This window comes from Streptosporangium sp. H13245 (genome assembly GCF_055690525.1).
The window spans coordinates 391,512-416,078 of the sequence record NZ_JBSZKT010000002.1 but is presented as its reverse complement, the minus strand read 5'-3'; the positions used below and the strand labels follow the sequence as shown (position 1 = coordinate 416,078).

Annotated in this window: 25 protein-coding genes and 1 tRNA gene; 16 read left to right on the top strand and 10 right to left on the bottom strand. The window is 66.2% G+C overall.

Going from position 1 to position 24,567, the window contains the following annotated elements:
- The first annotated feature begins 89 nt into the window (after positions 1-89).
- From ACW9TB_RS05830 to ACW9TB_RS05790, 9 genes are all read left to right on the top strand, one after another.
- Entirely contained in the window at positions 90-485 is a 396-nt protein-coding gene (locus ACW9TB_RS05830; RefSeq protein WP_472746889.1) for a hypothetical protein, read from the top strand.
- A gap of 11 nt (positions 486-496) precedes the next feature.
- The gene (locus ACW9TB_RS05825; RefSeq protein ID WP_472746888.1) at positions 497-1,102 is read left to right on the top strand and encodes a hypothetical protein; all 606 of its coding nucleotides are present in this window, start codon (positions 497-499) and stop codon (positions 1,100-1,102) included.
- Positions 1,103-1,814: 712 nt separating this feature from the next.
- Positions 1,815-2,954, top strand: coding sequence for a sugar phosphate isomerase/epimerase family protein (locus tag ACW9TB_RS05820; RefSeq protein WP_472746887.1), 1,140 nt, complete (start codon positions 1,815-1,817; stop codon positions 2,952-2,954).
- Positions 2,955-3,284: 330 nt separating this feature from the next.
- Positions 3,285-4,148, top strand: coding sequence for an NADP-dependent oxidoreductase (locus tag ACW9TB_RS05815; protein ID WP_472746886.1), 864 nt, complete (start codon positions 3,285-3,287; stop codon positions 4,146-4,148).
- A 120-nt stretch (positions 4,149-4,268) separates the two neighbouring features.
- Positions 4,269-5,138, top strand: a complete 870-nt coding sequence (locus tag ACW9TB_RS05810; protein ID WP_472746885.1) for a lytic polysaccharide monooxygenase auxiliary activity family 9 protein — start codon at positions 4,269-4,271, stop codon at positions 5,136-5,138.
- An 87-nt stretch (positions 5,139-5,225) separates the two neighbouring features.
- Positions 5,226-5,963 carry a DUF305 domain-containing protein gene (locus ACW9TB_RS05805; RefSeq protein WP_472746884.1) on the top strand — a complete coding sequence of 246 codons (738 nt, stop codon included), beginning with the start codon at positions 5,226-5,228 and terminating at the stop codon, positions 5,961-5,963.
- A 71-nt stretch (positions 5,964-6,034) separates the two neighbouring features.
- On the top strand, positions 6,035-6,871 hold the full coding sequence (locus tag ACW9TB_RS05800; protein ID WP_472746883.1) for a MetQ/NlpA family ABC transporter substrate-binding protein: 837 nt from the start codon (positions 6,035-6,037) through the stop codon (positions 6,869-6,871).
- 185 nt (positions 6,872-7,056) lie between these two features.
- The gene (locus tag ACW9TB_RS05795; protein WP_472746882.1) at positions 7,057-7,323 is read left to right on the top strand and encodes a DUF6458 family protein; all 267 of its coding nucleotides are present in this window, start codon (positions 7,057-7,059) and stop codon (positions 7,321-7,323) included.
- Positions 7,324-7,504: 181 nt separating this feature from the next.
- A complete protein-coding gene (locus ACW9TB_RS05790) occupies positions 7,505-7,756 on the top strand; it encodes a DUF4235 domain-containing protein (protein WP_472746881.1) in 252 nt (83 codons plus the stop codon).
- A gap of 107 nt (positions 7,757-7,863) precedes the next feature.
- Here ACW9TB_RS05790 and ACW9TB_RS05785 read toward each other — a convergent pair whose 3' ends face one another.
- Positions 7,864-9,126, bottom strand: coding sequence for a glycosyltransferase (locus tag ACW9TB_RS05785; protein WP_472746880.1), 1,263 nt, complete (start codon positions 9,124-9,126; stop codon positions 7,864-7,866).
- A gap of 145 nt (positions 9,127-9,271) precedes the next feature.
- On the opposite strand from ACW9TB_RS05785, the gene ACW9TB_RS05780 reads away from it, so the two are divergent.
- Positions 9,272-9,517: a BON domain-containing protein gene (locus tag ACW9TB_RS05780; RefSeq protein ID WP_472746879.1), complete on the top strand. Its 246-nt coding sequence runs from the start codon at positions 9,272-9,274 to the stop codon at positions 9,515-9,517.
- Positions 9,514-10,227: a metallophosphoesterase family protein gene (locus ACW9TB_RS05775; RefSeq protein ID WP_472746878.1), complete on the top strand. Its 714-nt coding sequence runs from the start codon at positions 9,514-9,516 to the stop codon at positions 10,225-10,227. The genes ACW9TB_RS05780 and ACW9TB_RS05775 overlap by 4 nt, the downstream gene beginning before the upstream one ends.
- A gap of 402 nt (positions 10,228-10,629) precedes the next feature.
- On the opposite strand, the gene ACW9TB_RS05770 is transcribed toward ACW9TB_RS05775, so the two are convergent.
- Entirely contained in the window at positions 10,630-10,779 is a 150-nt protein-coding gene (locus ACW9TB_RS05770) for a GPGG-motif small membrane protein (RefSeq protein WP_184719841.1), read from the bottom strand.
- Between the two features lie 22 nt (positions 10,780-10,801).
- Positions 10,802-11,314: a DUF6328 family protein gene (locus ACW9TB_RS05765; RefSeq protein ID WP_472746877.1), complete on the bottom strand. Its 513-nt coding sequence runs from the start codon at positions 11,312-11,314 to the stop codon at positions 10,802-10,804.
- A gap of 77 nt (positions 11,315-11,391) precedes the next feature.
- Here ACW9TB_RS05765 and ACW9TB_RS05760 point away from each other — a divergent pair, with 77 nt between their 5' ends.
- Complete coding sequence (locus ACW9TB_RS05760; RefSeq protein WP_472746876.1) at positions 11,392-11,991, top strand: nucleotidyltransferase family protein; 600 nt, start codon at positions 11,392-11,394, stop codon at positions 11,989-11,991.
- Positions 11,992-12,083: 92 nt separating this feature from the next.
- Here the strand turns inward: ACW9TB_RS05760 and ACW9TB_RS05755 are convergent, their stop codons facing one another.
- Entirely contained in the window at positions 12,084-12,455 is a 372-nt protein-coding gene (locus tag ACW9TB_RS05755; protein WP_472746875.1) for a PRC-barrel domain containing protein, read from the bottom strand.
- Positions 12,456-12,723: 268 nt separating this feature from the next.
- Between ACW9TB_RS05755 and ACW9TB_RS05750 the strand changes: the two genes are divergently transcribed.
- Positions 12,724-12,797: transfer RNA gene (locus tag ACW9TB_RS05750), tRNA-Lys, on the top strand.
- 159 nt (positions 12,798-12,956) lie between these two features.
- On the opposite strand, the gene ACW9TB_RS05745 is transcribed toward ACW9TB_RS05750, so the two are convergent.
- The gene (locus ACW9TB_RS05745; protein ID WP_472746874.1) at positions 12,957-13,868 is read right to left on the bottom strand and encodes a hypothetical protein; all 912 of its coding nucleotides are present in this window, start codon (positions 13,866-13,868) and stop codon (positions 12,957-12,959) included.
- Positions 13,869-14,821: 953 nt separating this feature from the next.
- On the opposite strand from ACW9TB_RS05745, the gene ACW9TB_RS05740 reads away from it, so the two are divergent.
- Both ACW9TB_RS05740 and ACW9TB_RS05735 read left to right on the top strand, forming a co-directional pair.
- Complete coding sequence (locus ACW9TB_RS05740; protein WP_472746873.1) at positions 14,822-15,868, top strand: nucleotide kinase domain-containing protein; 1,047 nt, start codon at positions 14,822-14,824, stop codon at positions 15,866-15,868.
- 41 nt (positions 15,869-15,909) lie between these two features.
- Positions 15,910-16,191, top strand: coding sequence for a hypothetical protein (locus ACW9TB_RS05735; protein WP_472746872.1), 282 nt, complete (start codon positions 15,910-15,912; stop codon positions 16,189-16,191).
- On the opposite strand, the gene ACW9TB_RS05730 is transcribed toward ACW9TB_RS05735, so the two are convergent.
- From ACW9TB_RS05730 to ACW9TB_RS05715, 4 genes are all read right to left on the bottom strand, one after another.
- A complete protein-coding gene (locus ACW9TB_RS05730; protein ID WP_472746871.1) occupies positions 16,188-16,937 on the bottom strand; it encodes a thymidylate synthase family protein in 750 nt (249 codons plus the stop codon). The genes ACW9TB_RS05735 and ACW9TB_RS05730 overlap by 4 nt on opposite strands.
- Before the next feature lie 313 nt (positions 16,938-17,250).
- On the bottom strand, positions 17,251-18,072 hold the full coding sequence (locus tag ACW9TB_RS05725; protein WP_472747109.1) for an ImmA/IrrE family metallo-endopeptidase: 822 nt from the start codon (positions 18,070-18,072) through the stop codon (positions 17,251-17,253).
- Positions 18,073-18,191: 119 nt separating this feature from the next.
- A complete protein-coding gene (locus ACW9TB_RS05720; RefSeq protein WP_472746870.1) occupies positions 18,192-18,605 on the bottom strand; it encodes a helix-turn-helix domain-containing protein in 414 nt (137 codons plus the stop codon).
- The gene (locus ACW9TB_RS05715; RefSeq protein ID WP_472746869.1) at positions 18,602-18,892 is read right to left on the bottom strand and encodes a hypothetical protein; all 291 of its coding nucleotides are present in this window, start codon (positions 18,890-18,892) and stop codon (positions 18,602-18,604) included. The genes ACW9TB_RS05720 and ACW9TB_RS05715 overlap by 4 nt, the downstream gene beginning before the upstream one ends.
- Positions 18,893-18,993: 101 nt before the next feature.
- On the opposite strand from ACW9TB_RS05715, the gene ACW9TB_RS05710 reads away from it, so the two are divergent.
- Positions 18,994-19,863 carry a MazG nucleotide pyrophosphohydrolase domain-containing protein gene (locus tag ACW9TB_RS05710; RefSeq protein WP_472746868.1) on the top strand — a complete coding sequence of 290 codons (870 nt, stop codon included), beginning with the start codon at positions 18,994-18,996 and terminating at the stop codon, positions 19,861-19,863.
- Positions 19,864-20,703: 840 nt separating this feature from the next.
- Here ACW9TB_RS05710 and ACW9TB_RS05705 read toward each other — a convergent pair.
- Positions 20,704-24,375, bottom strand: coding sequence for a choice-of-anchor D domain-containing protein (locus ACW9TB_RS05705; RefSeq protein WP_472746867.1), 3,672 nt, complete (start codon positions 24,373-24,375; stop codon positions 20,704-20,706).
- Positions 24,376-24,567 lie beyond the last annotated feature (192 nt).

Below are 24,567 nucleotides of genomic sequence, written 5' to 3'. Positions count from 1 at the left end.
ACGCATCTCTTGCACCTGAGCGGTGCCGCGTTTACCTTTTTGTCTTTTCTGTACTAAAGACAGCGACGACGAACTGCTGGAGGCCCACAATGGCTGGTGAAATCGCGGGCGCCCGTCTGTCCGGCGCACATGCGTCGAGAACAGTGGCCGAGGAGTGCGGTGACACAACGGCGGAGAGGCACGACAGGGCGCTGGCCGTCGTGCAGCGGTTGCTGAAGGTCCATGGGGTTCGCTCGTACGCCGTTCACATCGTCGGCCTGAAGTTGTCCGGTGACGACGGCCGACCGATCCCGCTGGCGGAGTCCAAGCGGTACGCCCCCGAGCTGGTCGTTCACGGCAACGCCGGACGGGTGGCCACGGTGACCGTGGGGACGCGCTCCGGCTGCTACCTGGTGTCCCTGCGAGGGGACCCCGAACCGCGGACGGTACGGGAGCCACAGCAGGTCGCGAATCTGATCCTCACCGCTCGGCGAGGCGGTAGGTGATGACGGGCACTGTGTCGACACAGCTTCGCAAGCCCTACGTCACGCCGTACGAAGAGGAGAGCCTGGATCTGCCGCTGGCCTTCGAGTGGGCGGATGGATCACCCCGGCTGACCTACCGTGACGCGCTTCCGCAGGAGTGGATGTTCGGGGCGCTGTGGGCTCGCTGCGGCACCGCGCGGGAGGGGAAGATCCTGTGGCCCATGGTTCATACGCTGCGGCAACGCCGGTGCATGCTGAAAGGTCTGTGCCGGGTGTGCGGCCTACCGGCCACCGACCCCGGCACCGGGCGCGTCAGCTGGATCCTGCCCTCCGCACTGGTCGGCGACTTCCGTTCGCCCTGGCCCACCGCTCACCCGCCCACCTGCAAGGCGCACGTCGTCGAGGCACTGACCGCCTGCCCGTACCTGCGAAGAGAGGCACCGGTCGTCTGCACGGTCGGCGACTACTCCCCGGTCGGGGTGCTGGCCAACCTGTACGGCGAGGACGACAACGGCCGGGTGGTGGAGACCGGCCACCAGACCCCCGTCGGCCTGGACGAACCCCACCTGCTGAACCGGGCACTGGCCACCCAGCTCATCGTCCAGGTCACCGACCTCCAGCCCGCGGCCCAGGACTGAGAGCCACGGTCACCGGAGAAGACGGGCGAACCGCTTCAGCTCAGCAATCCAGTTCGGTGAGACCCCGGTGCCTGGCCGACCTCGTCCGCGGCCCCGAGGAGCAGGCCCCCTGCGAGGGGTCGCAACCGCAGATCCCAAGCCAGCCGTACGAGATGGATGTACTTGGTCCTCATCGCCCCTGCGAGGGGTCGCAAGCAAGCAACTGGTATTCGCACTCGGCTGGGCGGATGTGTCCGTCAAGCCGGATCAAGCTCACCGGCTCTTCTCTCGCCGCGGATGGTCAGTGCCGCCCTCCACCCGTGAGGTGCCATCGCGTGTGTGCCGTCCTCCGGTGACGGCCGAGCCCGGTTCGAGGTGCGCCCGCGTCGGCCGTGACGAGACCGGGCCACCGCCACCGCTGCCGGTGCTGGTTGACGGAGCCGGGCGAGCCGGGTCGGTGTCCTGTTTCCGCTGCTCAGCGGCCCTGTTCTTGATTCGCCCGAAAAGGTTTGAACTTCTCAGAAGGGTTATGTCGGAAGGATCCGTACTTTCGTTGACGAAGTGACGCTCTGGAGTTAACAATTGCTGGCAGTGCAGGATATACGGCGGTGGCCCGTCAAAAGCCCCCATCGTCGGCTGTCGGCACCGGTGGCACGCTGAAGCCTCCCGGGTAGTTCATTTTTCGTTTGTGACGTCGCTCAGCGCACGCGTCCTTCCCCCCGAACGGATAAGTGTGAATACTTTCCATGCCCACGATGACGACCAGGTCGAAGGCGGTGCCCTCGGGCGCAAGCTCGGACTGACCCGTCGGCAGTTGTTCGCGGCGACCACGGGTATGGCCGCGGCGGCGGCCATCACCGCGCTACCCGGCAGGGCTTCGGCCGCCGTTCTGGGCGCCCCCCTGATCCGTGACAGCAAGCGCGGCATCATCCTCTACACCGTCCGCGACGCCATCTCCCGCGACCCCAACACCACGACCCTGCCGTCGGGGTTCAAGGAGGTGTTCAAGGCGCTCAGTGACATCGGCTACGAGCGCATCGAGTTCGCCGGTTTCACGCAGCACGCCAACGCCGAGGGCGGGGCGAACCTGGAGAGCGTCGCCGGGGCGACGCTGCTGCGCTCGTGGCTGGACGAGAACGGGCTGCGGGCCGAAGGTAACCACGGGTTCATCCCGGGATCCTGGCCGCTGACCCAGGCCGATCTCGACCGGTTCAGGGCCAGCCTGGAGATCGCCAACATCCTCGGCATGGACCACATGGGCACCGGTAACGACCCCACCGGCAGCAACTACAAGGCCGACTGGGACATCGCCGCCGAGAAGTGGAACGTTCTCGGGGAGATCGCCCGGAACTCCGGCTACGTCAAGCTGTACACCCACAACCACGACGCCGCGTACAACTTCCTTCTCGACAGCGGACCGCTGGACGTCCAGGGCCGTCCGACGCGTTCCTCGGGGATCCGGAAGCTGGAGTACTTCCTGGGCATCACCGATCCCAAGTTCGTGAACCTGGAGATGGACATCTACTGGGCGCACGTCGCGCAGTACAGGCACCGGACCTACACCGCCCCCGACGGCTCCGTCCAGACCAGCGTCTTCGACCCTCTCGCTCTCGTCCAGGCGCAGGAGGGCCGGTACCCGCTGTTCCATGCCAAGGACGGAAAGATCAACACCGCGACCACCAACGGCTACGACATGGTGCCCTTCGGTACGGGCGACATCGACTACACGACGTTCTTCCGGGGGCTGGTCAGCCAGCACCACTACCCGATGTACGAGCAGGACACCGCTCCGGGTGGTACGGCGAACCCGGGCCAGTCACTGCAGTTCGCCCAGCTCAGCTACGACAACCTGGCGGCCCTCACCACGGAGTGACCCGCCGGCAGGCTCGGTGGCCGGGCTCGCTTTCCGGCGAGCCCGGAATCCGCCCGGCCATCACGTGGACCGCCATGACGCCGACGTACGGAGAGCGGCATCATGGCGGCCCCGGCGACCGCCAGGACGTGGAGAGCCGCCCCGGTGCCGGTTTCCGGCTTCACGCGGTCGCCGCCCCGACCAGACCCTGAACGCGTGAAGCTTGACCTCAATCGTGGTTGAGGCCGCAGGCTGGGTGGCGGCGTACGCGAGCGAAGGCGTACACGAACGAGGGGGAATCCTGTGAAGGCTGCTGCGTTTTTCGAGTTCGGCGGGCCCGAGGTGTTGCGGGTGACGGAGCTTCCGACGCCGGAGGCGGGGGAGGGGCAGGTGCGGGTGCGGATCAGGGCGGCGGGCGTGCAGCCGTTCGACCTGGCCGTCCGGCAGGGGTGGAGCCCGCCGGGGGTGAGCGGTGGGCTGCCCCGGGTGCCGGGCAACGAGTTCGCCGGGGTGGTCGACCAGGTGGGCGCGGGGGTGGACGGGATCCTCGTCGGCGCCGAGGTGCTGGGCTTCAACCTGCTGAACTCCTACGCCGAACACATCGTCGTGCCCGCGGAGAACGTCACGCCCAAGCCCGCGAACATGCCCTGGGACGTGGCGGGCGGTTTCACCGCCGGGCCCCAGACCGCCCACATCGCGCTGCGGCAGCTCGGGGTGGGGGAGGGCGACACGGTCCTGGTCCACGCCGCCGCGGGCGCGGTCGGCACGGCGGCGGTCCAGCTCGCCCGGCTCTGGGGGGCGGCCACGGTGATCGGCACCGCCCGCGAGGAGAACCACGACTACCTGCGCGAGCTCGGCGCGATCCCCGTCACGTACGGCGACGGCCTGCTGGAGCGGGTGCGCGCCCTCGCCCCCGGCGGGGTGGACATGGTCCTGGACGGCGCGGGCGGCGAGGCGCTGGAGGTCTCCCTGAAACTGGTCGAGGGCGAGCGCGTCGTCACGCTCGTCGAGCACGGCAGGGCCGCCGAGCTCGGGGTGCAGCTCACCAGGGGAGTGCGGCTGGCCTCCCGCCTGGCCGAGCTGGCCGCCCTGTACGCCGAGGGCAAACTCCTCTTCCCCGTACGCCGGACCTACCCCCTGGAGCGGGCCGGGGACGCCCACCGCGAGGTCGCCACCGGGCACGGGCGGGGCAAGGTTGTGCTGGTCATGGACTGATATGGCCGTACGACTGGTCATATGACCGGAATTCTTAGTAAGGTTTCTTGTTAATAACGTGCTATCCGTCGGCTCGTTGGACAGTCCTGCCTCCCATTTATCGCTCCAGGAGGAGTCCACGTGCATCTGCGACACAAGCTGGCCACCGGTACCGCCGCCGCGATCAGCGTAGGGTCTTTGTTCGCCCTGCTGCCGTCCACCGCGGCGGTGGCCCACGGGTCCATGTCGAACCCGCCCAGCCGTGCGTACGTCTGCAAGAACGAAGGCCCGGAGACCCCCAAGTCGGAGGCCTGCAAGGCGGCCGTCGCCGCGGGGGGCACCCAGGCGTTCTACGACTGGCACGAGGTGTCCCGGCTTGAGGCCGGAGGCAACCACCGCCAGATCATTCCCGACGGCCAGCTGTGCGGCGCCGGGCGTGACAAGTACCGCGGCCTCAACCTCACCAGGAACGACTGGCCCGCCACCTCGGTCTCCCCGGGACCGCTCACGGTCACGTACCACGCGACCGCTCCGCACGCGAACAGCAACTTCGAGTTCTACATCACCAAGCAGAGCTGGAACCCCACCCAGCCGCTGCGCTGGTCGGACCTGGAGCACATCAGGACCTTCAACAACCAGAACCCCACCCAGTTCACCAACTGGACGATCAACCTCCCGCAGCGGAGTGGCCGCCAGCTCATCTTCTCGATCTGGCAGCGCATCGTGGGCAGCACCGAGGCCTTCTACACCTGTTCCGACGTGAACTTCGGCGGCGGCAACCCCAACCCCCAGCCGACCCCGACGGTGACCCCCACGGTGACCCCGACCCCCACGCCGACCCCGACCCCGACTCCGACGAGTCAGCCGGGCGGCACCTGGCGGGCGGGCACCGCCTACGCGACGGGCGCCACGGTGACCTACAACGGCGTGACCTACCGGTGCCTGCAGGCGCACACCGCGCTGGCCGGTTGGGAGCCGCCGAACGTCGCGGCCCTGTGGCAGCGCGTCTGATCCGGTGAGATCCGGCCGGGGTGGCCGCCGCCACCCCGGCCGGGCCCGTGGTCTCCCGAGAATCTCCCGAGAGTCGAGGAGTTCGTCATGAAGCGTGCGGTTCCGGTGGTCCCGGCGGTCGTCGTGGGGGTTCTCCTGCTCTCCGGCCTTTCCGGCTGCGGTGCCGACAGCATCCAGGAACTCCGCGGAGGCCCGGCCGGTCACGGGGCGCACGGCGCCCCCGTCCAGGTGACGTCGCCATCCGCCTCCAGTCAGGGGTCCGGCCACGGCGGTGACCATGCCGCCGAGGACCACTCGGCGCACGGTGCCGGAGCGGGCCTGCCCACCCCCTCGCCCGCCCCGCCGATGGGAACGGCCGCCGGAGTCGCCTTCAACCCCCCCGACGTGATGTTCCTGCAGATGATGGTGCCCCACAACACCCAGGGGGTACGGCTGGTGCGGCTGGTGCGCGAGCGGCAGGTCCGTCCCGAGGTCAAGGAGCTCGCCGAGGCGATCGGCGCGACCCAGGAGCTCGAATCCGCCTCGATGTCCGGCCTGCTGAAGACCTGGGGCCAGCCCGCGACCGCGAAGGACGACGAGCACACCGCCCACGGCGGGATGCCCGGGGTGAGTGACGAGGAGATGGCGGCGCTGGTCGCCGCGCCCGCGGCCGAGTTCGAGCGGAGGTTCCTCGACATGCTGATCGCCCATCAGGACGACGCCACCCAGATGGCCAAGGTGGAGGTCGCGACCGGCCTGCACTCCGAGGTCACGAAGCTGGCGAAGCGCGTCGACGTCTCGCGTACGGCACAGATCGCCCAGATGCTGGCCCTGAGGGGTCAGTAAGGATTTGTCCTCACCTCCCCTTCTATGAGATATATTTCCTACTTGATATAAGGGGAATTAAGGGGAGAGTCATGCGCAAGATCTTTGGGGTTGTGGCCGGACTGATCCTGGCCGGGACCCTGACCGCGTGCGGGGGGACGTCCACCGACACGGCCCAGCCCGCGGGCGGCACGCCGAAGGCCGACGCCCCGCTCAGGGTCGGGGTGAACCCCGTGCCCCACGGCGAGGTGCTCAAGTACGTCAAGGACAACCTCGCCGCCAAGGCCGGGCTGAACCTGGAGATCGTCGAGTTCACCGACTACGTCCAGCCCAACACCCAGCTCGACGAGGGCAACCTGGACGCGAACTACTTCCAGCACATCCCGTACCTGGAGGAGTTCTCCAAGGGCAAGGACATCAAGCTCAGCTGGGTCGCCCCGGTGCACATCGAGCCGCTCGGCCTGTACTCCAAGAAGATCAAGAACGTCTCCGAGCTGGCCCAGGGCGCCCAGGTGGCACTGCCCAACGACGCGAGCAACCTCGGCCGCTCGCTCAAGCTCCTCGCCGACAACGGCGTGATCACCCTCAAGGAGGGCGTCGGCGTCAAGGCCACCGAGCGCGACGTCGCGGACAACCCCAAGAAGCTGGAGTTCAAGCCCCTTGAGGCGGCCCAGCTGCCCCGCTCCCTGGAGGACGTGGACGCCGCGATCGTCAACGGCAACTACGCCCTGGAGGCCGGGCTGCAGCCCGCGACCGACTCCCTGATCCTGGAGAAGGGCGAGGGCAACCCGTACGCCAACGGCCTGGTCACCGTCCCGGCCAAGGTGGAGGACCCCCGGGTGAAGAAGCTCGCCGAGCTGCTCCGTGGCCCCGAGGTCAAGAAGTTCATCGAGGACACCTACAAGGGCGCGGTCCTGCCCGCCGAGTAGATCCCCGTCCCGCTCCGCCGGCCGCGCCCGCCCGTCTCACGGGGGCGCGGCCGGTTGTTTTTCCGGGGCCGTCAAGGCTGTGACGACGAACGGGAGGCCGCCGCCCGGGTCTGTCTCCGCCGGGTGACGTTTGAGATCCGCACGGGGGATAGATGGTGGTGCGTTGGCTCGAAGGAGGAGATCCCATGACCATCGCAGGCGGCATCGTTCTCATTATGCTCGGCGCCATTCTCACGTGGGCGGTCGAATTCGACATCGCCGGATTCGACATCAACGTCGTCGGTGTCATCCTGATGATCGGCGGTCTCGCGTGGCTCCTGTTCGCCGTGTACCGGCTCAGCCTCGCCCGCAGGGCGGTGCCCGACGCCACGGCCACCACGGTGATCGAGGACCCGGTCACCCACCGCCGCACCTACGAGGAGCGTCACTACAACGACCCTCCGGCGGTGTGACCCGCGGATCTCTCCCCTGGAGAGCCGCGATCGAGGAGCGGAGGACCCCAAGCGGGTGTCGCTCGCCGCTCCGGGCCCGTTAGGGACCGGTTCCCACGGGTAGACGTGTCTTTTCGGCGAACCCTTCGCGGTGAGCCTGTTTCGGTGAACCCTTTCAGCGAACGCGAACGGAGGGCAGGACGTGAGCAGAGTCGTATCCCGCGGTGCGAGTGCCGTGACCGGAATGATCGGCGGCGCGATCGCCGGAGCCGTGTTCAAGCAGGTCTGGAAGTTCGCGTCCGGTGAGGACGAGGCTCCCCAGGCGACATCGGATGACTACGGCTGGCGCGAGGTCCTTGTCGCGGCGGCCATCCAGGGGGCGATCTTCGGCGTGGTCAAGGCCGCGATCGATCGTTCCGCGTCCCGGAGCATCCACAGAGCCACCGGCAAGTGACCCGGTAGGGCCGCCACCGGCGGCCGATCTCGTACCGAAGGCCCCCGATCCCCTCCAAGGGACCGGGGGCCTTCGCGCGTCTCACGTCCGGAGCCCGTCCCCGGCCGTCAGGCGGCTCCGGGGCACGATCGGGCGCCGTCCGCCCGCGCGGGAACACCTGCCGGAACAGCCGGGACACGTTCCAGGAGACGTGCCGGGGCGCGGGAGGAGAGCACCTCCGCGTACACGGCGGTGGTCTGGGCGGCGATCCGGTGCCAGTCGTAGCGGGAGCGTGCCCGCGCGACGGCCGCGGCGCCGTAGGCCGCCAGCACGGACGGCGCGGCGAGCAACCGGCGCAGCGCGCCGCCCAGCGTGTGCGGCTCGCGCGGCGGGACCAGCAGGCCGGTCACCCCGGGGACGACGGTGTCCAGGTGCCCGCCCACCGCGGACGCGACCACCGGCACGCCGCAGGCCATGGCCTCCAGCGGCACGATGCCGAACGGCTCGTACCAGGGCATGGTGACCACGACGTCCGCCGAGCGCATCAGGGTGGGGACGTCGTCCCTCTCCACCCTGCCGAGGAACCTGACGCGGTCCGCGACGCCGCACCGGGCGGCCACCCGCGAGAGCCGCTCCGCCTCCGGGTCGCCCGGGTCGCCACCGGCGACGACCAGGGTGGCGCCGGGGATGCGGGCGAGGGCCTGGATCGTGGTGTCCACGCCCTTGCGGCGGACGGGACGGCCGAGGGCGAGCAGGACGGGGCCGGGCCCGAAGTCCCTCCTCGGCCCGGAAGGGGTGAAGGAGCGCACGTCGACGCCGCAGGGCACGACCCTCGTCCGGCTCCGGGGAATCCGCATCCGGCGCAGCTCCGCCACCTCGTCGGCGCAGGTCGCGACGACCGCGTCCACCTGGGAGGCGACCATCGCCTCGATCTTGAGGCGCTCGCGCGGGCTGGAGTCGGCCGGGCCCTGGTGGCGGCGCTTGACCGTACCGAGGGCGTGGAAGGTATGCACGATGGGGACGGCGGCGTCCCTCGCGGCGGCCAGGGCGGCCAGGCCGCTCATCCAGAAGTGGCTGTGGACCATGTCCGGCGGCGCGGCGCTCCACCGCCTGGCGAGCCACCGGCCGAAGTCCGGGATCCAGGGGAGCAGGTCGTCCTTGCACAGGGTCATGGCGGGTCCTGCCGGTACGTGGACCACGGTGACCCCGGGGGCGAGGGAGGTCTCCTCGGGCTGAGAGGGACACTCCCTGCGGGTGTAGACGGTCACCTCGTGCCCGCGCGCGGCGAGCGCGAGGGACAGGGCGGCGACGTGGACGTTCTGGCCCCCCGCGTCGGCTCCGCCGACGGTCGCGAGGGGGCTCGCATGCTCTGACACCATCGCGATCTTCATGGACACGACTCCACCGGGTGTACGGGGCAGGCGTGCCTGCGTCCTGGGCATAACCATCTCCCCTGCCCCGAGCTGGAACTTTAAACGTGTTTGACCTTGGCCTTCACGGGAAGGCGAGCAGTTTTGGACGGAAAGGAGTTCGACGATGGAGGCTCCTCAGTACGTCGCGGCGCGCGTGCAGCGCGCGCTCGCCGAGGACGAGAGAACCACGGAACTCGGCATCCGGGTGGACATCCGGGGCGACCAGCTCTACCTGCGCGGCCAGGTCATCGGCCCCGAGCGCCGCGAGCTGATCGCGGAGGTGGCCGGTGAGGCGGCTCCCGGGCTGGACGTCCACAACGAGATCGACATCGTGGACGTGCGGGACCCGGTGGGGGAGGAGAGACTGTGAGAGACGTGCGGATCGCGGCGGTCGGGGACGTACACCTGGACGAGAGCCGCAGGGGGAGCTACCGCGAGCGGCTCCACGACATCGGGGAGAAGGCCGACGTCCTGCTCCTCGCCGGGGACCTGACACGGCACGGCACCATGGAGGAGGCGCGGGTGGTGGCGGACGAGTTCCGCGACCTGCCGATCCCGGTGGTGGCCGTGCTCGGCAACCACGACCACCACTCCGACAAGCCCGCCGAGATCGCCGCCCTGCTGCGCGACACCGGGATCGAGGTCCTGCACGACGACGCCACGGTGCTCGACATCCACGGGGTACGGCTCGGCGTCGTCGGCGGCAAGGGCTTCGGCGGGGGGTACGCGGGCAAGTGCGCCAGCGACTTCGGCGAGCCGGAGATCAAGGCGTTCGTCGGGCACACCAAGCGGATCGCCGACCGCTGGCGGGTGGCGCTGAAGGAGCTGCAGGCCGACCGCAGGGTCGTGCTGTCCCACTACTCGCCGGTCAAGGACACCCTCGCCGGGGAGCCGCTGGAGATCTATCCCTTCCTGGGCAGCTACCTGCTGGCCGAGGCGGTCGACGCCGAGGGCGCCGACCTGATCATCCACGGACACGCCCACTCCGGTACGGAGAAGGGCGTGACGCCGGGAGGCATCAGGGTGCGTAACGCGGCGCTTCCGGTGCTGGGCCGGGCGTACGGCGTGTATCTCCTCTGAGCGCGGCGTTGTCCAGAGGGCGAGGAGCCCGGTGGCGGAGACCCTGGTGACGGGGTCCCGCCGCCGGGCTCTTCGACGTCGGGCTCTTTGACGTCGGGGGCGACGTCAGAGGTCAACGTCGTAGGAGAGACCGCTGACGGGTCCCGGGCAAGAAGAAGCGGGCCGGGGTTACCCGGCCCGCGAGGCTTCTGTGGGAGTTCGGGGCGCTTACGTTTTTAGGTACGTTCTCGCGGGCGTGACACCCACGTCGGGAAGTGTGCCGGCCTTAAGCCCGCACCCCCTTGGACGGCGTACGGACATCGGGCCGTACGGAACGGTGCGCGGGTCGTGTGGCCCGCACCTGGGCGGTGTGCGAGCACTGGGCTCGCACCGGTCTGTGCTACCGCGAGCGCGAGGCTCGCGTCACACATTGAAGATGCTCACGCCCCCGGGGCCGACGAGGAAGCCGAGGACGATCAGGACGATCCCCCAGAGCAGGTCGCGACGGGCCAGGATGACGTAGATCCCGGAGATGACGAGGACGACTGCGATGATCCAAAGCAAGGTAGCCATAACCGGCCTCTGCCCTCACAATTCACGACTTAACATCTTCCTCATCCTTGGTTCTGTACAGATCAACGATGGGCTGGATGAACCACAACCAGGCGCTCAGCAGTGCCACGACCCCGGCGAACACCGCCGCGGGCCAGGCGTTGAGGACCGTCTCCGCGACCAGCGCGACCGAACTCGTCATCGCGACCGCGAGCCCGGCGAGCCCCGCGATGCCGAGCGCGTTGGAGCGGTGCAGCATCCTCTCCTTCAACCCGGTCCTGAACAGCAGGCGGTGCTGGGCGGCGGGGGTGATGAAGCAGACGGACGCGACGGCCGCGCTCAGCAGGGCGATGAAGAACAGCCAGCGCCCCAGGGTGTCCACTTTGTTGAAGCCCGCCGCGAACGGCAGGCTGAACAGGAAGGCGAACAACACCTGCACACCGGTGACGGCGACGCGCAGACCCTGTAACAGCTCGCCGAGTTCGCGATCCACCCGCTCTTTGTGCGTCTCTCCAGGCTCAGGGTGGTCTTTTTGTACATGTTCGGGCTGAATCATGCGCTCCGTTTACCCAAGTAAAGGTTTGACATACCTGTGACATGCCTACCTGGGAAGCTATGGGGTACGCGTGGGCTATGGGAAGCCACAGTCACGAGGTCACCGACGCGATCCTGGAAACGCTGAAGCGGGCGAGCAGCGGACTGAAGGACGCGGATGTCAGGTTCGCACTCGCCGGGGGCTGTGCGGCCTACGCGCGCGGAGCCGCCCCCTCGCTCCACGACGTCGACTTCGTCCTCCCCCAGGAGGACGTGCCGCTCGCGCTTGAGGCACTGGGCAAGCTGGGGTTCGAGACATCCAGGCAGCCGCCGGAGGACTGGCTGGTCAAGGCCTTCGACGAGGGCAGGCTGGTGGACCTGATCTTCTCGATCTGCGACCACCCGGTCACCCCCGAGCTGCTGAAGCGCGCGGAGCCGATGAAGGCCTCGGCGGTGATCCTGCCCGTCCTGGAGGCCACCGACCTGGTCATCTCGTGGCTGCTGCCGCTCTCCGAGCACAGCTGCGACTACGGATCCCTGCTGCCCCAGGTCAGGGCCCTGCGCGAGCAGGTCGACTGGGACCGCGTCGCCGCCGTCGTGCGGGACTCCCCGTACGCCTCCACCTTTCTCATCCTCCTCCAGCGCCTCGACGTCATCTCCGGCCCCGTCGACTCCTCGGGCGACCCGACCTGGCCCTGAGACGCGACCGTTCCCGGCACGCGAAGGGCCCCGCCGGATGGCGGGGCCCCTTTTCGTCGTCTCGGCCGGTGCGCCGGGGGGATGGAAGGTGCTCAGAAGTTGCCGGGCCCGCCACCGAAGGGGAAGCGGCCGTAGTACTCGCCGACCCGGTCGCGGTACGCGGGCTCCCTGAAGTTCGACTCGTCGAACTCGGGAGCGCTCTTGATCTCCTGCTTGGTACGCGCGATGTAGACCTTCTTCTCCTGCGGGTCGATCTGCGTCACCGTACTCGCAGGGAGGAGGACCTTCTTACCGAAGATCCACGGGCCCGTGTCGACGACGAGGTAGCTCTCGCCGACCTCGTACGTCGCCTCGTCGACGGAGCCGATCTTCCCGTCGGTGGCCTCGACGTGGTACCCGGCGATGTCGAGCGTCCTGTCCTGGCCGTACACGTCGGCCCGATAGTTCCAGAGCTCAGGCTGCATGGTTGAACATCTCCCTTGACTTGATACTCCGGGCTCCGGTCATCTACCCGAGCGAGGAGCCCTAAACGGCATTTTCCCAAGTCAGCCGGTACGGAACACTGTTCGTCCACCTTCGTTTCCCCAGGTCGTCACGGGATTCCGCCCCGCTTCCCCCGCCCCTCCGGCGCCTTGTGGCGGCACGTATCGCTCATACCTGACCCACTAGATCGGCATATGTCAGCTCATGTACGGACCACAGCGCCAGGTCCGGTAAGCTTGTCGAGATCAAGCGCCGCTAGCTCAGTTGGTTAGAGCAGCTGACTCTTAATCAGCGGGTCCGGGGTTCGAGTCCCTGGCGGCGCACTTCGAAAAGGCTGTCGCCCTGTGTAATTACACAGGGCGACAGCCTTTCGGCGTTTCTCCGGTGATCGCACACCGGGCCTCTCGCGCCCGTCCCGCCTCGAATTCGAAGGAGGCCGTGACGGGCACGGGCGCGCTGATACCGGGCCGTGAGGCTCGGGGTCAGGCTCGGGGGCTCAGGAACGCTCGGGTGCCGCGGCGGCGGATCAGGAGGCCGGTGACGGCGCCGAAGGTGACCAAGGAGCCGGTGAGTACGAGGGCGCGGCCGTCGGGGCCGCTCTCGCCGCCGCCTCCGGTGTCGGCTCCTCCGGCCGGTGTCTCGTCGATCTCGCCGTTCGTGTCCTGCGGCGTCTCGCCCGTCTCGGTCTCCTCGTCCGGCGTGGTCTCGCCGACGGGCTGCGTGGCGGTGTCCGTCGGGGTGTCGGTTGGGGTGTCGGTCGTCCCGCCCGAGGTGACGGTGAGGGGGTAGGTCGTCAGGGCGTCCTTGTTCTGGGACTCGCACTCGATCAACGGCTGGGTGGGCGAGGTGCCGAAATTGATGGCGGCGGGCTTTACCACCGCGCTGCCAGGGTTGGGTGAGGTGGTCGCGAGCGCGATCTGGGCCGTCGGCAGCGTGATGGGCTCACCCGCGCTGATCGCGTCGAGGGTGCCCACCCCGGTGGCGGAGGTCAGCCCGGGAAGGCTGCTGATGGAGGCGTACGCGTACAGCTTGGTGCCTTCGGGCAGTCCTTCGGCGGGTGCCGTCAGCCCGGTGCCGGTGTAGGTGCCGCGCCAGCCGATCGTGAACTGCTGTCCCGCGACGGCAGTGGCCGGAACCGTCATCTCGACGTTGATCTGAATGGTCTGCTTCTCGGTCACGCCGTCGGTGGTGCACTCGTACTCCACGACCTCTGCCGCGTCGGCCGAGCCCTGCCTCGCTGAAGCGACGTCGGCCGTGCCGGTCGAGCTCTGCTTCACGGAGGCGACGTCGGCCGCGATAGTCGCACCCTGCCCCGCGAAAGAGGGAAGGGGCTGCCAGAGGAGGAGCATGCCGCCGGTCAGGGTGGCGACTGAGAGAACCGAGCGGACGCGCACGTCGCCTCCTGCGTACGACAGATGGGGCATAAGGGGAGACGGGGGAAGAGGGGGTTTGGTTGACACCACTGACGCCACAGGCCCGATCTGTACGGCGATTCACTTTCACACGTGCTCGTTCGCCGAGATGAAAAAGGGGGCGTTCTCCAGAGTTCGTATGTCTCATGAGACACAAGAGATCCTCGCGCTTCCCCAGAGCTTAGCGGCCAGATGCCCCCTGCAAGATCGGAAGCCTCCTGTGTGCGATACATGCACCAGCTACTCACAATCCCCACGCCAACCTCGACGGAATCTGGCGCCAGCGATGCTGTTGCGCGGGCAGGACGGCGCGTGTGATGAACAGCGAGAGCACGGTCTCAGTTCAGGACGATAGCCGAAATGTAGACGGTCATCACCAGCAGTACGTATGTCATCTTTACGGCTGACCTTCTACACCCACTCAGCCAGGACTGACCGCCGGGCGCGCAGCCGTGTTCTCGGCATGCTCGGGATCAGTGATGAGCATCGTTACCAGCTGAGCGGTAACGGTGCCGCCGATGCCAGCACTGTCGCAGAGGGCGGTCACGCTCTAGAGGGCTACCGACTGTTCTCCTCGCGGGTACGACGTGTCCCTCCCCGTCGTTTAGCCCCGGGGTGTCGTACAGTCGGAAGTTCACCCGCCGCACCTGTGGCCTCGGTGAATTCCTCTGGCCGTTGACGCCGGTAGGCGCGCACAACCTCTCTGAGTTGCTTGCCATCCATGGGGGCACTTGCCACCAGTGCTGCCAGTAGCTGAGCTCGCGAGACCTGCTCGCCATCGGCTGTAGCCAGTGCTATGAGGACTTCCAGTCGGGTGTCTACGGCATCCGGCCACTGCACCGACGTGGTGCGCTTCGTTGAATCTTTGAGGAGATCCATCCCCCTCCTCTCCCTAGATTTGAGTATTCAATATATATTAGTTATATGATCACAGGATGACGGTGACCTCGATCAAGCACAGGCAACGGGCTGATCGTCCTCCTGCGTTGCCGGTGACCATCGCGGGTCGCCGGCTACGTCCGACGGCGGTGTTTGATACCTACTGGTATTTCGCCGCTGAACGTCAGCGCGTCTATGACTTACGGCTGGCTGGTGCGGTCGGGCCCTGGACCAGTGATCCCATCTTGAACCAGCATCGCTTCACCAACTGCTACCGGGCTGCTGACCGGGTCAGCCAGTACGTGATTGCCCAGGTCTCCTACCGCGGGCCACAAGAGTGGTCTGAGGTGTTTTTTCGGACTCTGCTGTTCAAGGTATTCAACCGGATCTCGACCTGGCGGCTCCTGACCGGCGCAATCGGCCAGGTCAGTTGGCGGGCATACTCTTTTGAAATCTTCAACGCCGTCCTGAGTGAGACCTTCGCGCGGGGGGATCGGTTATATTCGCCCGCTTATGTGATTCCACAACCCCAGTTCGGGGAGAGTCGCAAGCACAGCAACCACCTCAGGTTGCTAGAGATGATGATGACCAGCAACGCTCCGGGACGTTTGGCGAATGCGGCATCAATGGCTGAGGCATTCGAGATTCTCAAGGCTTATCCGGGCATAGGGGACTTTCTGGCTTACCAGTTCTTGATCGACCTGAACTACAGCGGCCATCTGAACTTCAACGAAATGGAGTTCGTCGTGGCCGGGCCTGGTGCACGAGACGGCATTCGCAAGTGTTTCGGGCCCGCCGCCAGCGGCATTGAACCCCAGGTTATCGGTTACATGGCTGATAGCCAGGACTACCACTTTCGGCGGTTGGGTCTGGACTTTTCCGGCCTATCGGGCAGGCCTCTCCAGCTCATCGACTGCCAGAACCTGTTTTGCGAGGTCGATAAGTACTCTCGGGTCGCCCATCCCGACATCGTCGGGATCAGTGGCCGTAGCAGGATCAAACAGACCTACCGCTACGATCCCTCGCCGATGACTGCATGGTTTCCCCCGAAATGGAAGATCAATACAACAAAGCTCCCGCCAGCCGACTCACTACCGAGATGATGCATCCCGGGTGTGAAGCCATCGAGTGGGATGGGGCGTGGATGGAGGATAACGAGATGATCGATCAATCAGGCACGGCAGTAACCAGTGGTCAGGCAGCTGAGGCGCTCTGGCTGGTGGTGCGTACTATGGAGCGGCTCGAAGCCCGTATTCATCGTGATCTGCATGTTGAGGCTAACGACACCGCCCCGCCATCAGACCCCGTGTGGGCGGCGACACTAAGTGACTTCAGTGCCTTCGCCGATGACTGCATGACTACCTTGTCGGACGAACGGGTCCGTACCGTTCTTTCAGCGACTCCCCCTCCCTCGGGCCTGCTCTAGGCCAGCATGCCGGGAAGGGTCTCAGGCTGAGACAGCACCAGGCCGACTTGGCGGCGTGCCATTTCTATCTGCGCCTGCCCGGCAACGACTGTGAGCTGGCCGGTTTCAAACCCGGCCTGACTGGCCACGTACTGCAGAAGCCGCCCAAGTCCCAGGTAGTTCCCGTACGCCTTCTTCACCATCGATTGGCTTCGGTAGTACGTCAATGCGTGCAGTCGGCCATCGGCGTCCAACTGAAAGGAGCAGTAACTCATGCAGGGGAAGCTGCCTGGCGTATTGTCCCTGCCGGGTACGTAGATCGGTGAGAAGGATTCCGCGATCGTGGAGTTTGAGTCGATAATCTGAACCGCCGTTGTCTCCGTTGTTTTTGTTTCTGTAAAAGCGTCGTATGCCACGGGCTGGTCGACAAGCGCCTCGTACCGAGTGAAACGCGCACGGCCTCCCTTCTGCAGCCGGGCGATGATGGCACCCAGTTGGTCGACTTGCCCGTTGGCGCTCGGGTAGTCGATCAGTCGGGCAAAGTAGGTGCCGAGTTGGTTGCCCTTAAACCGGCGTAGTCGCGGGAAATAGGCTAGGTAGCGCTGTACAAGTTCCCTATGGCTAGCGCTGGTTGCCGCGATCGCGGAAGGGAAGATCGTGTTGGCAATGGTGCTGATTGATTGCTGATCGAGATCATTCAGCAATCGATCGACCGCTGTCCGGATCGGCTGGTCCTCGGCCGTTGGATCGTCAATGGATACCACCATGTGCAGCGCACGAGGGTCTCGGCCCCGTAGATCCAACGCGCGTACTGCCTGTAACCACGCCTGCGACACGTTCGGTGCTTGGATGCATAGAGCTGACATTGAAGGGTCCGTTTCTCGCGGTTAACGGATCATCGTGTTCGGGGCGGGCTGGACCGACGCCTCGTCAGAGCGTCTGCCGAGTTCCAGCTCTTGCGGACGTCTTTGGTCCAGATCGGGTGAGCGCCGGGAGCGGAGCTCGAGTTCAGGAACGCCGAGTGATCATCGCCTGGCCGTCGAGCATGGCCTTCCTGCTCGTTCGATTACTCGGCTCGACTCATTCTGACTCATTGAGGCCGACTTGAAGGGTGGGAATTGGCCTCAGTGTGATCTCCCACTCCAACCCGTCGGACGCTTTCAAACGCAATGGACCACCAGCGGTGAAATCGCTGGTGATATCGAGTTCAACGGGACCATAACGATCAAATTCCAACGCCAGCGCACCTTCGGCTGCGGACGCCGGAGCTGCACGGCGAACTCCCCGAGGCCAGGCGGCAGGGAGGACCGTGGAGTCAACGGCTGAAGGCGATTTAGCCACTAGCCGATCGCCTGGAAGGACGTGCAGGGTAGCGCCGTGAGCGGCAGAGCTTAAAGCCCAAACTGAGTTGGCTAGCGGGGCCGCTAGGCCGCCCCCTGCTCGATTCCGTAGTGTTGCTAGAGATATGCGAGACCACATGTTGGTTTTGTCCGGTGAAATCAGCTTAAGATTGACGAGATGACGCAGCATTCCTCGATAGGAGCTGCCGAGATGCAGCGCTACTTGGTAGACCTCGTCTGGACGTGTGATGTCCTGAATCCCAAGCAAGGTAATCGCATTTCGAGTTGCGGTCAAGGGCATCAAAAACCACGCGGCAAACGCCTCGGCCTCCTTTTCCCGCACCGACCAAGTGCCTAGATCCGGATCTTTGAACACCTGGGTACCGTCAGATGCGCACTCCCTATGACCAAAGACGTGATGGCCAAGCTCGTGGGCCGCGCTGTGCCGCTGGTCGATGAGACTGCGATGGGTGTTCAAGAGCACGCCCGCTTTTCTTCCACCCGGCCCGGAGATGGCGGGGAGATAAGCACCAAACAGGTCGGCCATCGGCGTGCCGAACACCAATAGGCCCGCCCTCCCGAGCGCCTTGTACACGTCTATGTAAGCGCCCTGGTCCAACCCTAGATCCCGATGAGTTTGAGCAGCTCTGATCATCGCTCGGCCGTGCGCCAACCCCCACGTCACCGTTTGCCCTCCCCAGGCTGGTTTTGCTGCTCCTGCTCTGCGGCGTAGGCGGACTGAAGGAACTGTGCGTACTTAACCACCTGCTCTCGGTCCCCTTCATTGAGTGGAGTCAGTGCCCGTGCCAGCATGGCAGCCACATGGTCGGAGACAGCGGCATCAGGGTCCTTATCCAGGAAGTAACCGATCGGGCGGCGGTAGAGGCGGGCCAGCTTCCTCAGCTCCAGAATGTCTACCTTCCGTGCGCCGCGCTCCACATCACTGATGGCCGTCCGAGGGATACCCGTGCGGTCAGCGACAAGCTGCTGGGAAAAGTTTAAATATTCCCTAGCCGTGCGCAGTCGCTCTCCGACCAGGTCCCATCCCGGGTTCCATTCAGGATCGTGGGCCGAAGGCTTATCTTGTAGTGTCATGACCTCTCCTCACTGATGGCGGCTATGGCCGCAGCGACGATGGTGTCTGCAAAGGTCATCACCGAGCGCAGGGATCGGGCGGCCTCACTATCTGCCGGAATCCGTACTCCGTAGTGATCTTCTACCCTGGCCAGAATTTCGGCGATCAACTGAGAGTCAATCGGAAGATCGGCTCCCTTACCTTCCAGCTCCGCCAACAGCTCCGCGGGGTCACGGTTCTGTTGGGCGGCCAGCAGATCGATGGTGATCTTCGCGACCTTCGTGCGAGTCACGTTCGCGACCGTCATCCCACCCCTTCTTGTCGTGTTTTCCTGAATCTCTTGTCTGAGAATGCCACACTCCTGGTTATCCTACAACGGCTGCCGGCAAACCCGACATGAGGAGTTCCATGGACCTGAACCAGTACCAAGCTGCGGCCCGTAAGACCCTTCAGCACGGAGAGGAGAGTGCCGACGCCGTAGCCATCCCCTTGCTAGGACTGATCGGGGAAGCCGGAGCCATTGCCACCGCCTACATGAAGCAACTGCGCGATGGCCGCGCCAACCCAACCTTCAAGGCGCAACTTCGCGAGGAGCTCGGTGATGCCCTGTGGTACCTGGCGATGCTGGCTGATCGGGCTGAGCTGGACTTGGCTGATGTTGCGATCGCTAATCTGCACAAGGTCGCGGACCGCTGGCGCCCCACCACCGCTGACCAGATTCCCTTCGACGACGCGTACCCGCTACACGAGCGGTTGCCTCGCACAGCCCAGTTCATCCTTCGCCTTGTCGAGGTCAACGGTGCCACCAAGTCGGTCCTCACCTGGGGTGAGCAGGCCGTCGGAGACCCACTCACCAATGCCTCGCACATCGACGACGACTACCGCATGCATGACGTCTTCCACCTGTCGTACTTGACCGTACTCGGCTGGTCGCCGGTGATGCGCTCCCTGCTGCGCTGTAAGCGCCGCTCCAATCCTCTTATTGATGAGGCCGAGGACGGCGGTCGAGCCATTGCCATCGAAGAAGGAATCTCCGCACTGGTGTTCTCCTATGCCGGCCGACACAACTTCCTAGACGGTAAGACTCATATTGACAACGACCTCCTCGACGTCATCTCCTCTATGGTCGGCCACCTCGAGGTAGCAGCCCACCGTGCTGCTGACTGGGAGAAGGCCATCCTCACAGGCTATGCAGCCTGGAGGGAGCTTCGACAGTACGGCGGCGGCACGATCGACCTGGACATGTCCACTCAATCCCTTCGTGTTTCCCCGCTCTAGGGAAGGTCTGACCATGAAGATCCACCGCGCGTGTAAGCAGAAACAAAACTGTTGACGATAAATGATCATCGCGAAGCGGCGAAAGTTCAGGTGATGCTTGGCCATGCGTTGGAATTGGCCGCCCAGAACCGGCTGAGATCAGGTGCGGGTGGGGTGCCTAGCGGTTTCCGGACTGTCCAGAAGTCGCTAGGCACCAAGAGACGAAGAGGGGCGTCGGTAAGGATCAGCAGGGTGAACCGCGCCGAGTTTTGTGGAGACATTGGTGTACCCCGAGTTCGGTGGAGTCGACCAGGTCGAACTGCAGCTGCAGGTCTTCGTAGTGGCCCGGCCAGGGCTCGGCGCCGTTACCTGCTACAACACCCGAAGGAGACACTCCCCCTGGACTACCTCAGCCCCATTGAGTACGAGCAGCGTTCCCTCGATAAGGTTCTGCTCGCTGCATGACCACCGGTGTCCACACTTCGGGGTGAAGCCCCCATCGTCTCTGATTGCTTTTGTCATACGCTAGCGCGCCAAGCCACCCGCACGCCGGATCCATCGGCTGCATCCGCTTATCCAGCAAGATCGACAAGCCATCCGGCAGCGTTCGATACTTCAGCAGATCGCCGATGTCTGGCCCGTCTGGTATCGGCCAGCAAATGACCGCCTTCCGGTCTACACAAAAGATCTCCACCCACTCGCCTTCTACGGCAGCCTGAACTGTATGAGATAATCGTGATCATCCATCTGAATGATCAAAGCGAGGATTTACCAAGATTCAGGGTGAGACAGTTACGGACTATGAAGAGAACACCGGATGGGACGCGTTTGTCCCATCCGGTGCCCGGATTCGTTAAGAGGCTACGAGGCGTAGACCTCGAACTCGGAGAGCTGTCCGGCGGGCCAGCCGCTGTTGGCGGTGAAGGTCAGGCGCAGGTGGCGCCTGCTGGTGGCCGGGAAGGTGATGGTGGCCGTGTTACCGGTGGCGGGGTTGAAGGTGTACGTCGCCGAGCCGACGACGTTGGTGAAGGTCGTCCCGTCGGTGCTGCCCAGGACGGCGATCGCCTGGGTGCGGGTGGCCCAGTCGGCGGCCGGGGGCAGCTTGAGGACGACCCGGCCGACGCTCTGGGAGGAGCCGAGGTCGACCGTGACCGACTGCGGGAAGGCGTTGTTGTTCGACTCCCAGTAGGTGCCGGCGTTGCCGTCCACGGTGTTGCCCGAGCCGTACACCTGGGCGTGGCTGGTCTCCGTGGTCGGCCTGCCCTGCGCCAGGTTGGTGACGGGCGCCGAGCCGCCGGTGCCGGTCAGCCCCACGGTCAGCGGCCCGTTCGGGTCGTTGCTGGCGATGCTCAGGGTGCCCGTACGGGTGCCCGTCGCGGTCGGGGTGAAGGTGACGTTGACGGTGCAGGACGCGCCTGCGGCGAGGGTGGTGCCGCAGGTCTTGGTCTGCGCGTAGTCGCCGGTGGTGGCGACCGTGCCGAGCGTCGCCGACCCGGTACCGGTGTTGGTCACCGTCACGGCCTGCGCCGGGCTGGTGCTGCCGACCGTCCTGGCGGCGAACGTCAGGCTGACCGGGGAGGCCGCCAGCGACACGGTCGGCGGGGGGTTGCCGCCACCCGGGAAGATCTGGAACTCCGCGACCTGGGCCGCGGGCCAGCCGGTGTTGGCGGTGAAGTTGACCCGGACGTAGCGCACGTTCGAGCTGGTCAGCGGGATCGCGACGCTGTTGCCCGTGCCCGGGTTGAAGGTGTATCCGGCCGAGGGCTTGAGGGTGGTCCAGGTGGTGCCGTTGGTGCTGCCCTGGACGGACAGGGTCTGCGTCCTGGTCGCCCACGCGGCCGGCGGCGGCAGCTTCAGGGTGACGGAGCCGACGCTCTGCGGGGTGCCGAGGTCGGCCTGCAGCCACTGCGGGAAGGCGTTGGCGATCGACTCCCAGTAGGTGGCCGTGTTGTCGTCGTTGGTGTTGCCCGGCGGGAAGCCGCCGTTGGAGCTGCTCGCCGTCATCGTCGCGCCGAGCGCGAGGTTGGTGGTCGAGCCGATGCCGCTGCCGCTCAGGCCGACCGTCAGCGGGCTGTTCGGGTCGTTGCTGGCGACGGTCAGGGTGCCCGTACGGGTGCCCGAGGCGGTGGGGGTGAAGGTGACGTTGACGGTGCAGGAGGCACCGGCGGCGAGGGTGGTGCCGCAGGTCCTGGTCTGCGCGTAGTCGCCGGTGGTGGCGACCGTGCCGAGCGTGGCGGTGGCGGTGCCGGTGTTGGTGACCGTCACGGCCTGCGCCGGGCCGGTGGCGCCGACCTGGCGCGCCCCGAAGGACAGGCTGCCCGGGGAGGCGGTCAGGGCGACGCCGTTGGTGCCGCTGCCGGAGAGGCCCACGGTCACCGGGCCGCCCTGGGCGCTGCTGGCGACGGTGAGCGTACCGGTGCGGGTGCCCGTCGCGGTCGGTGTGAAGGTGACGTTGACCGTGCAGGTCGCGCCCGCGGCGAGGGAGCTGCCGCAGTTGTTGGTCTGGGCGTAGTCGCCGGTAACGCTCACCGAGCCGATCGGGGCCGCGGTGGCGGCTCCGTTCGTGATGGTGACGGCCTGCGCCGGGCTGGTGCTGTTGACCTGGCGCGCGGCGAAGGACAGGCTGCCCGGGGAGCCGGACAGGCCGCCGGTGTTGCCGCCGCCACCGGGGTAGATGTAGTTCGGCGTGGGCCAGGTGCCGGTGCAGGTCGTGCTGCTGGGGCTCCAGCCGGTGTTGCCGGTGCCCATGACGGGTGTGAAGGCCGCGCCGACGCAGTTGTGGATGGCGACGCCCGCGCCGATGTGCGCGGCCCTGACGTTGTTGAACGTCATGTTCGCGCCCGACTGCGCCTGGATCATGTACGTGCCGGTGCCGTCGATGTTGACGTTGTTGAAGTTCACCGTGCTCGTGGTGCCCTCGATCATGTGGATCGCGGCGTACGAGCTGTCCAGGATGTCGGTGTCGGTGACGTTGATGGTGGCGTTGACCGGCTCGTTGAGCCCGCTGAACCAGATGGCCCCGACGCCGAAGTGCCAGTTGAAGTCGTTGTTGCCCGCCCGCAGGAGGGTGTTGCGGGCGACGGTGTGGGTTCCGGCGACGGCGGTGCCCTGGCCGGAGTTGACGCCCGGGTAGCGGTTGGCGATGTGGATGCCGCCGCCGTTGCTGACCGTGTCGGCCACCACGTTGTCGGTGATCTGGATGTCCCTGCCGCCGTACGTGACGATGTTGTTGGCCAGCAGGGTGACGCCCACGGTGTTGAACGTGAACTTGTTGCCGACGTTCGGCAGCCGTTCCGGCCACATGGCGAGGGCGTCGTCACCGGTGTTGCGCAGGAACGTGTTCGTCACCGTCGAGTTGGTGACGCCGGTGTGGAAGTTCACGCCGTCGGCGGTCTGGTCGAGGATGCGGCTGTTCTTGATGGTGAAGTTGTTCATCGGGCCGTCCATCCAGGCACCGACCTTGGTGTGCTGCATCCACACGTTGTCCACGACCGAGTCGGTCATCGCGCCACCCATGGCGTTGACCTGGTCGTTGTCCTCGCGCTCCATGACCTCGCCGATGATGGCGAAGTCCTTGAGCGTGACGTTGCGGCTCGGGCCGCCCGCCTCGTGGGCCCGGATCTCACCGCCGTAGCCGCCGCCCTGGACGTACTTGCCGTAGACGCCGACGGCCCGGTTGCGCTGCGTGGGGTGACGCCCGCCGAGCACGCTGTACCAGGGGCCCGCTCCGCGCAGGGTCACCCCGTCGACGACCACGTGGTCGTAGAGGTTGTAGGTCCCCTCGGGGATGTAGACCTCCTTGGCCTGGGCCTTTCCGGCGTTGACCGCGGCCTGGAAGGCGGCCGTGTTGTCGACGCCGGTGTTGTTCTTGACGGCACCGAAGTCGTCGACCGACAGTGATCCGGCCGGGCGCGCGATCGGGGCGCCGACGACCTCGAAGTCGGCCAGGTCCACGGTGACCGGGATGCCGCCGGTGGACTGGATACGGACCTTGGCCCCCACGGCGAGGGTGGACCCGAACATGGTCCGCGTCTCGTCGTAGAAGTGGTGGGGGTTGGTGTCGCCCGGGTTGTTGTTGAACGGGTAGCCGCCGTAGTACCAGCCGTACTTGGAGGTGAGGGTCAGGTCCTTCAGGTGTGTGCCGTTGATCCGCAGGCTGGCGGTGGTGTTCTGCCCGGTTCCCGAGGCGTTGTCCGGCACGCTGTAGCGCAGTGACATCGCGTTGGCCGGGCGGGTGAGCGTGAACTCCACGTACTCACCCGAGGAGTCGAGCGTCACCGCCCTGCGGCCGGAGGCCTCCGAGGGGAGGCGGCCGTAGATCCGGTCGGGGCCGATCACCTGGCCCGAGTGGGCGGTGTCCTCGGCCTCTATCTCGAAGAAGGGCACGGTGGCGCCGCGCCCCGGGAAGTCGAACGGGGAGTCGGCTCGTACGGCCGCCGTGGCGGGGGAGGCCGGTAAGGAGGCCAGCCCTCCCGCCGTCAGCGCCGCGATCGTGGCGATGGTCCAGGCCTTTAGCCTGCCGGACTTCTTCATCGGCTGACCCTTCACTGTACGAAGAGCCGGACGCTTCGCGGCCGGAGTCGCCGGGGACACCGGCCGGTGGTGCCCGGGGGGTATCCACACCTTAAAATGACGAACAGATTGCTGCAAGATTTCAGCGAATACATGCAACGTAACGACTGTGTTGCGCTGGTTACTGTACGGAAAGTTTCACGTAAGTGCTTG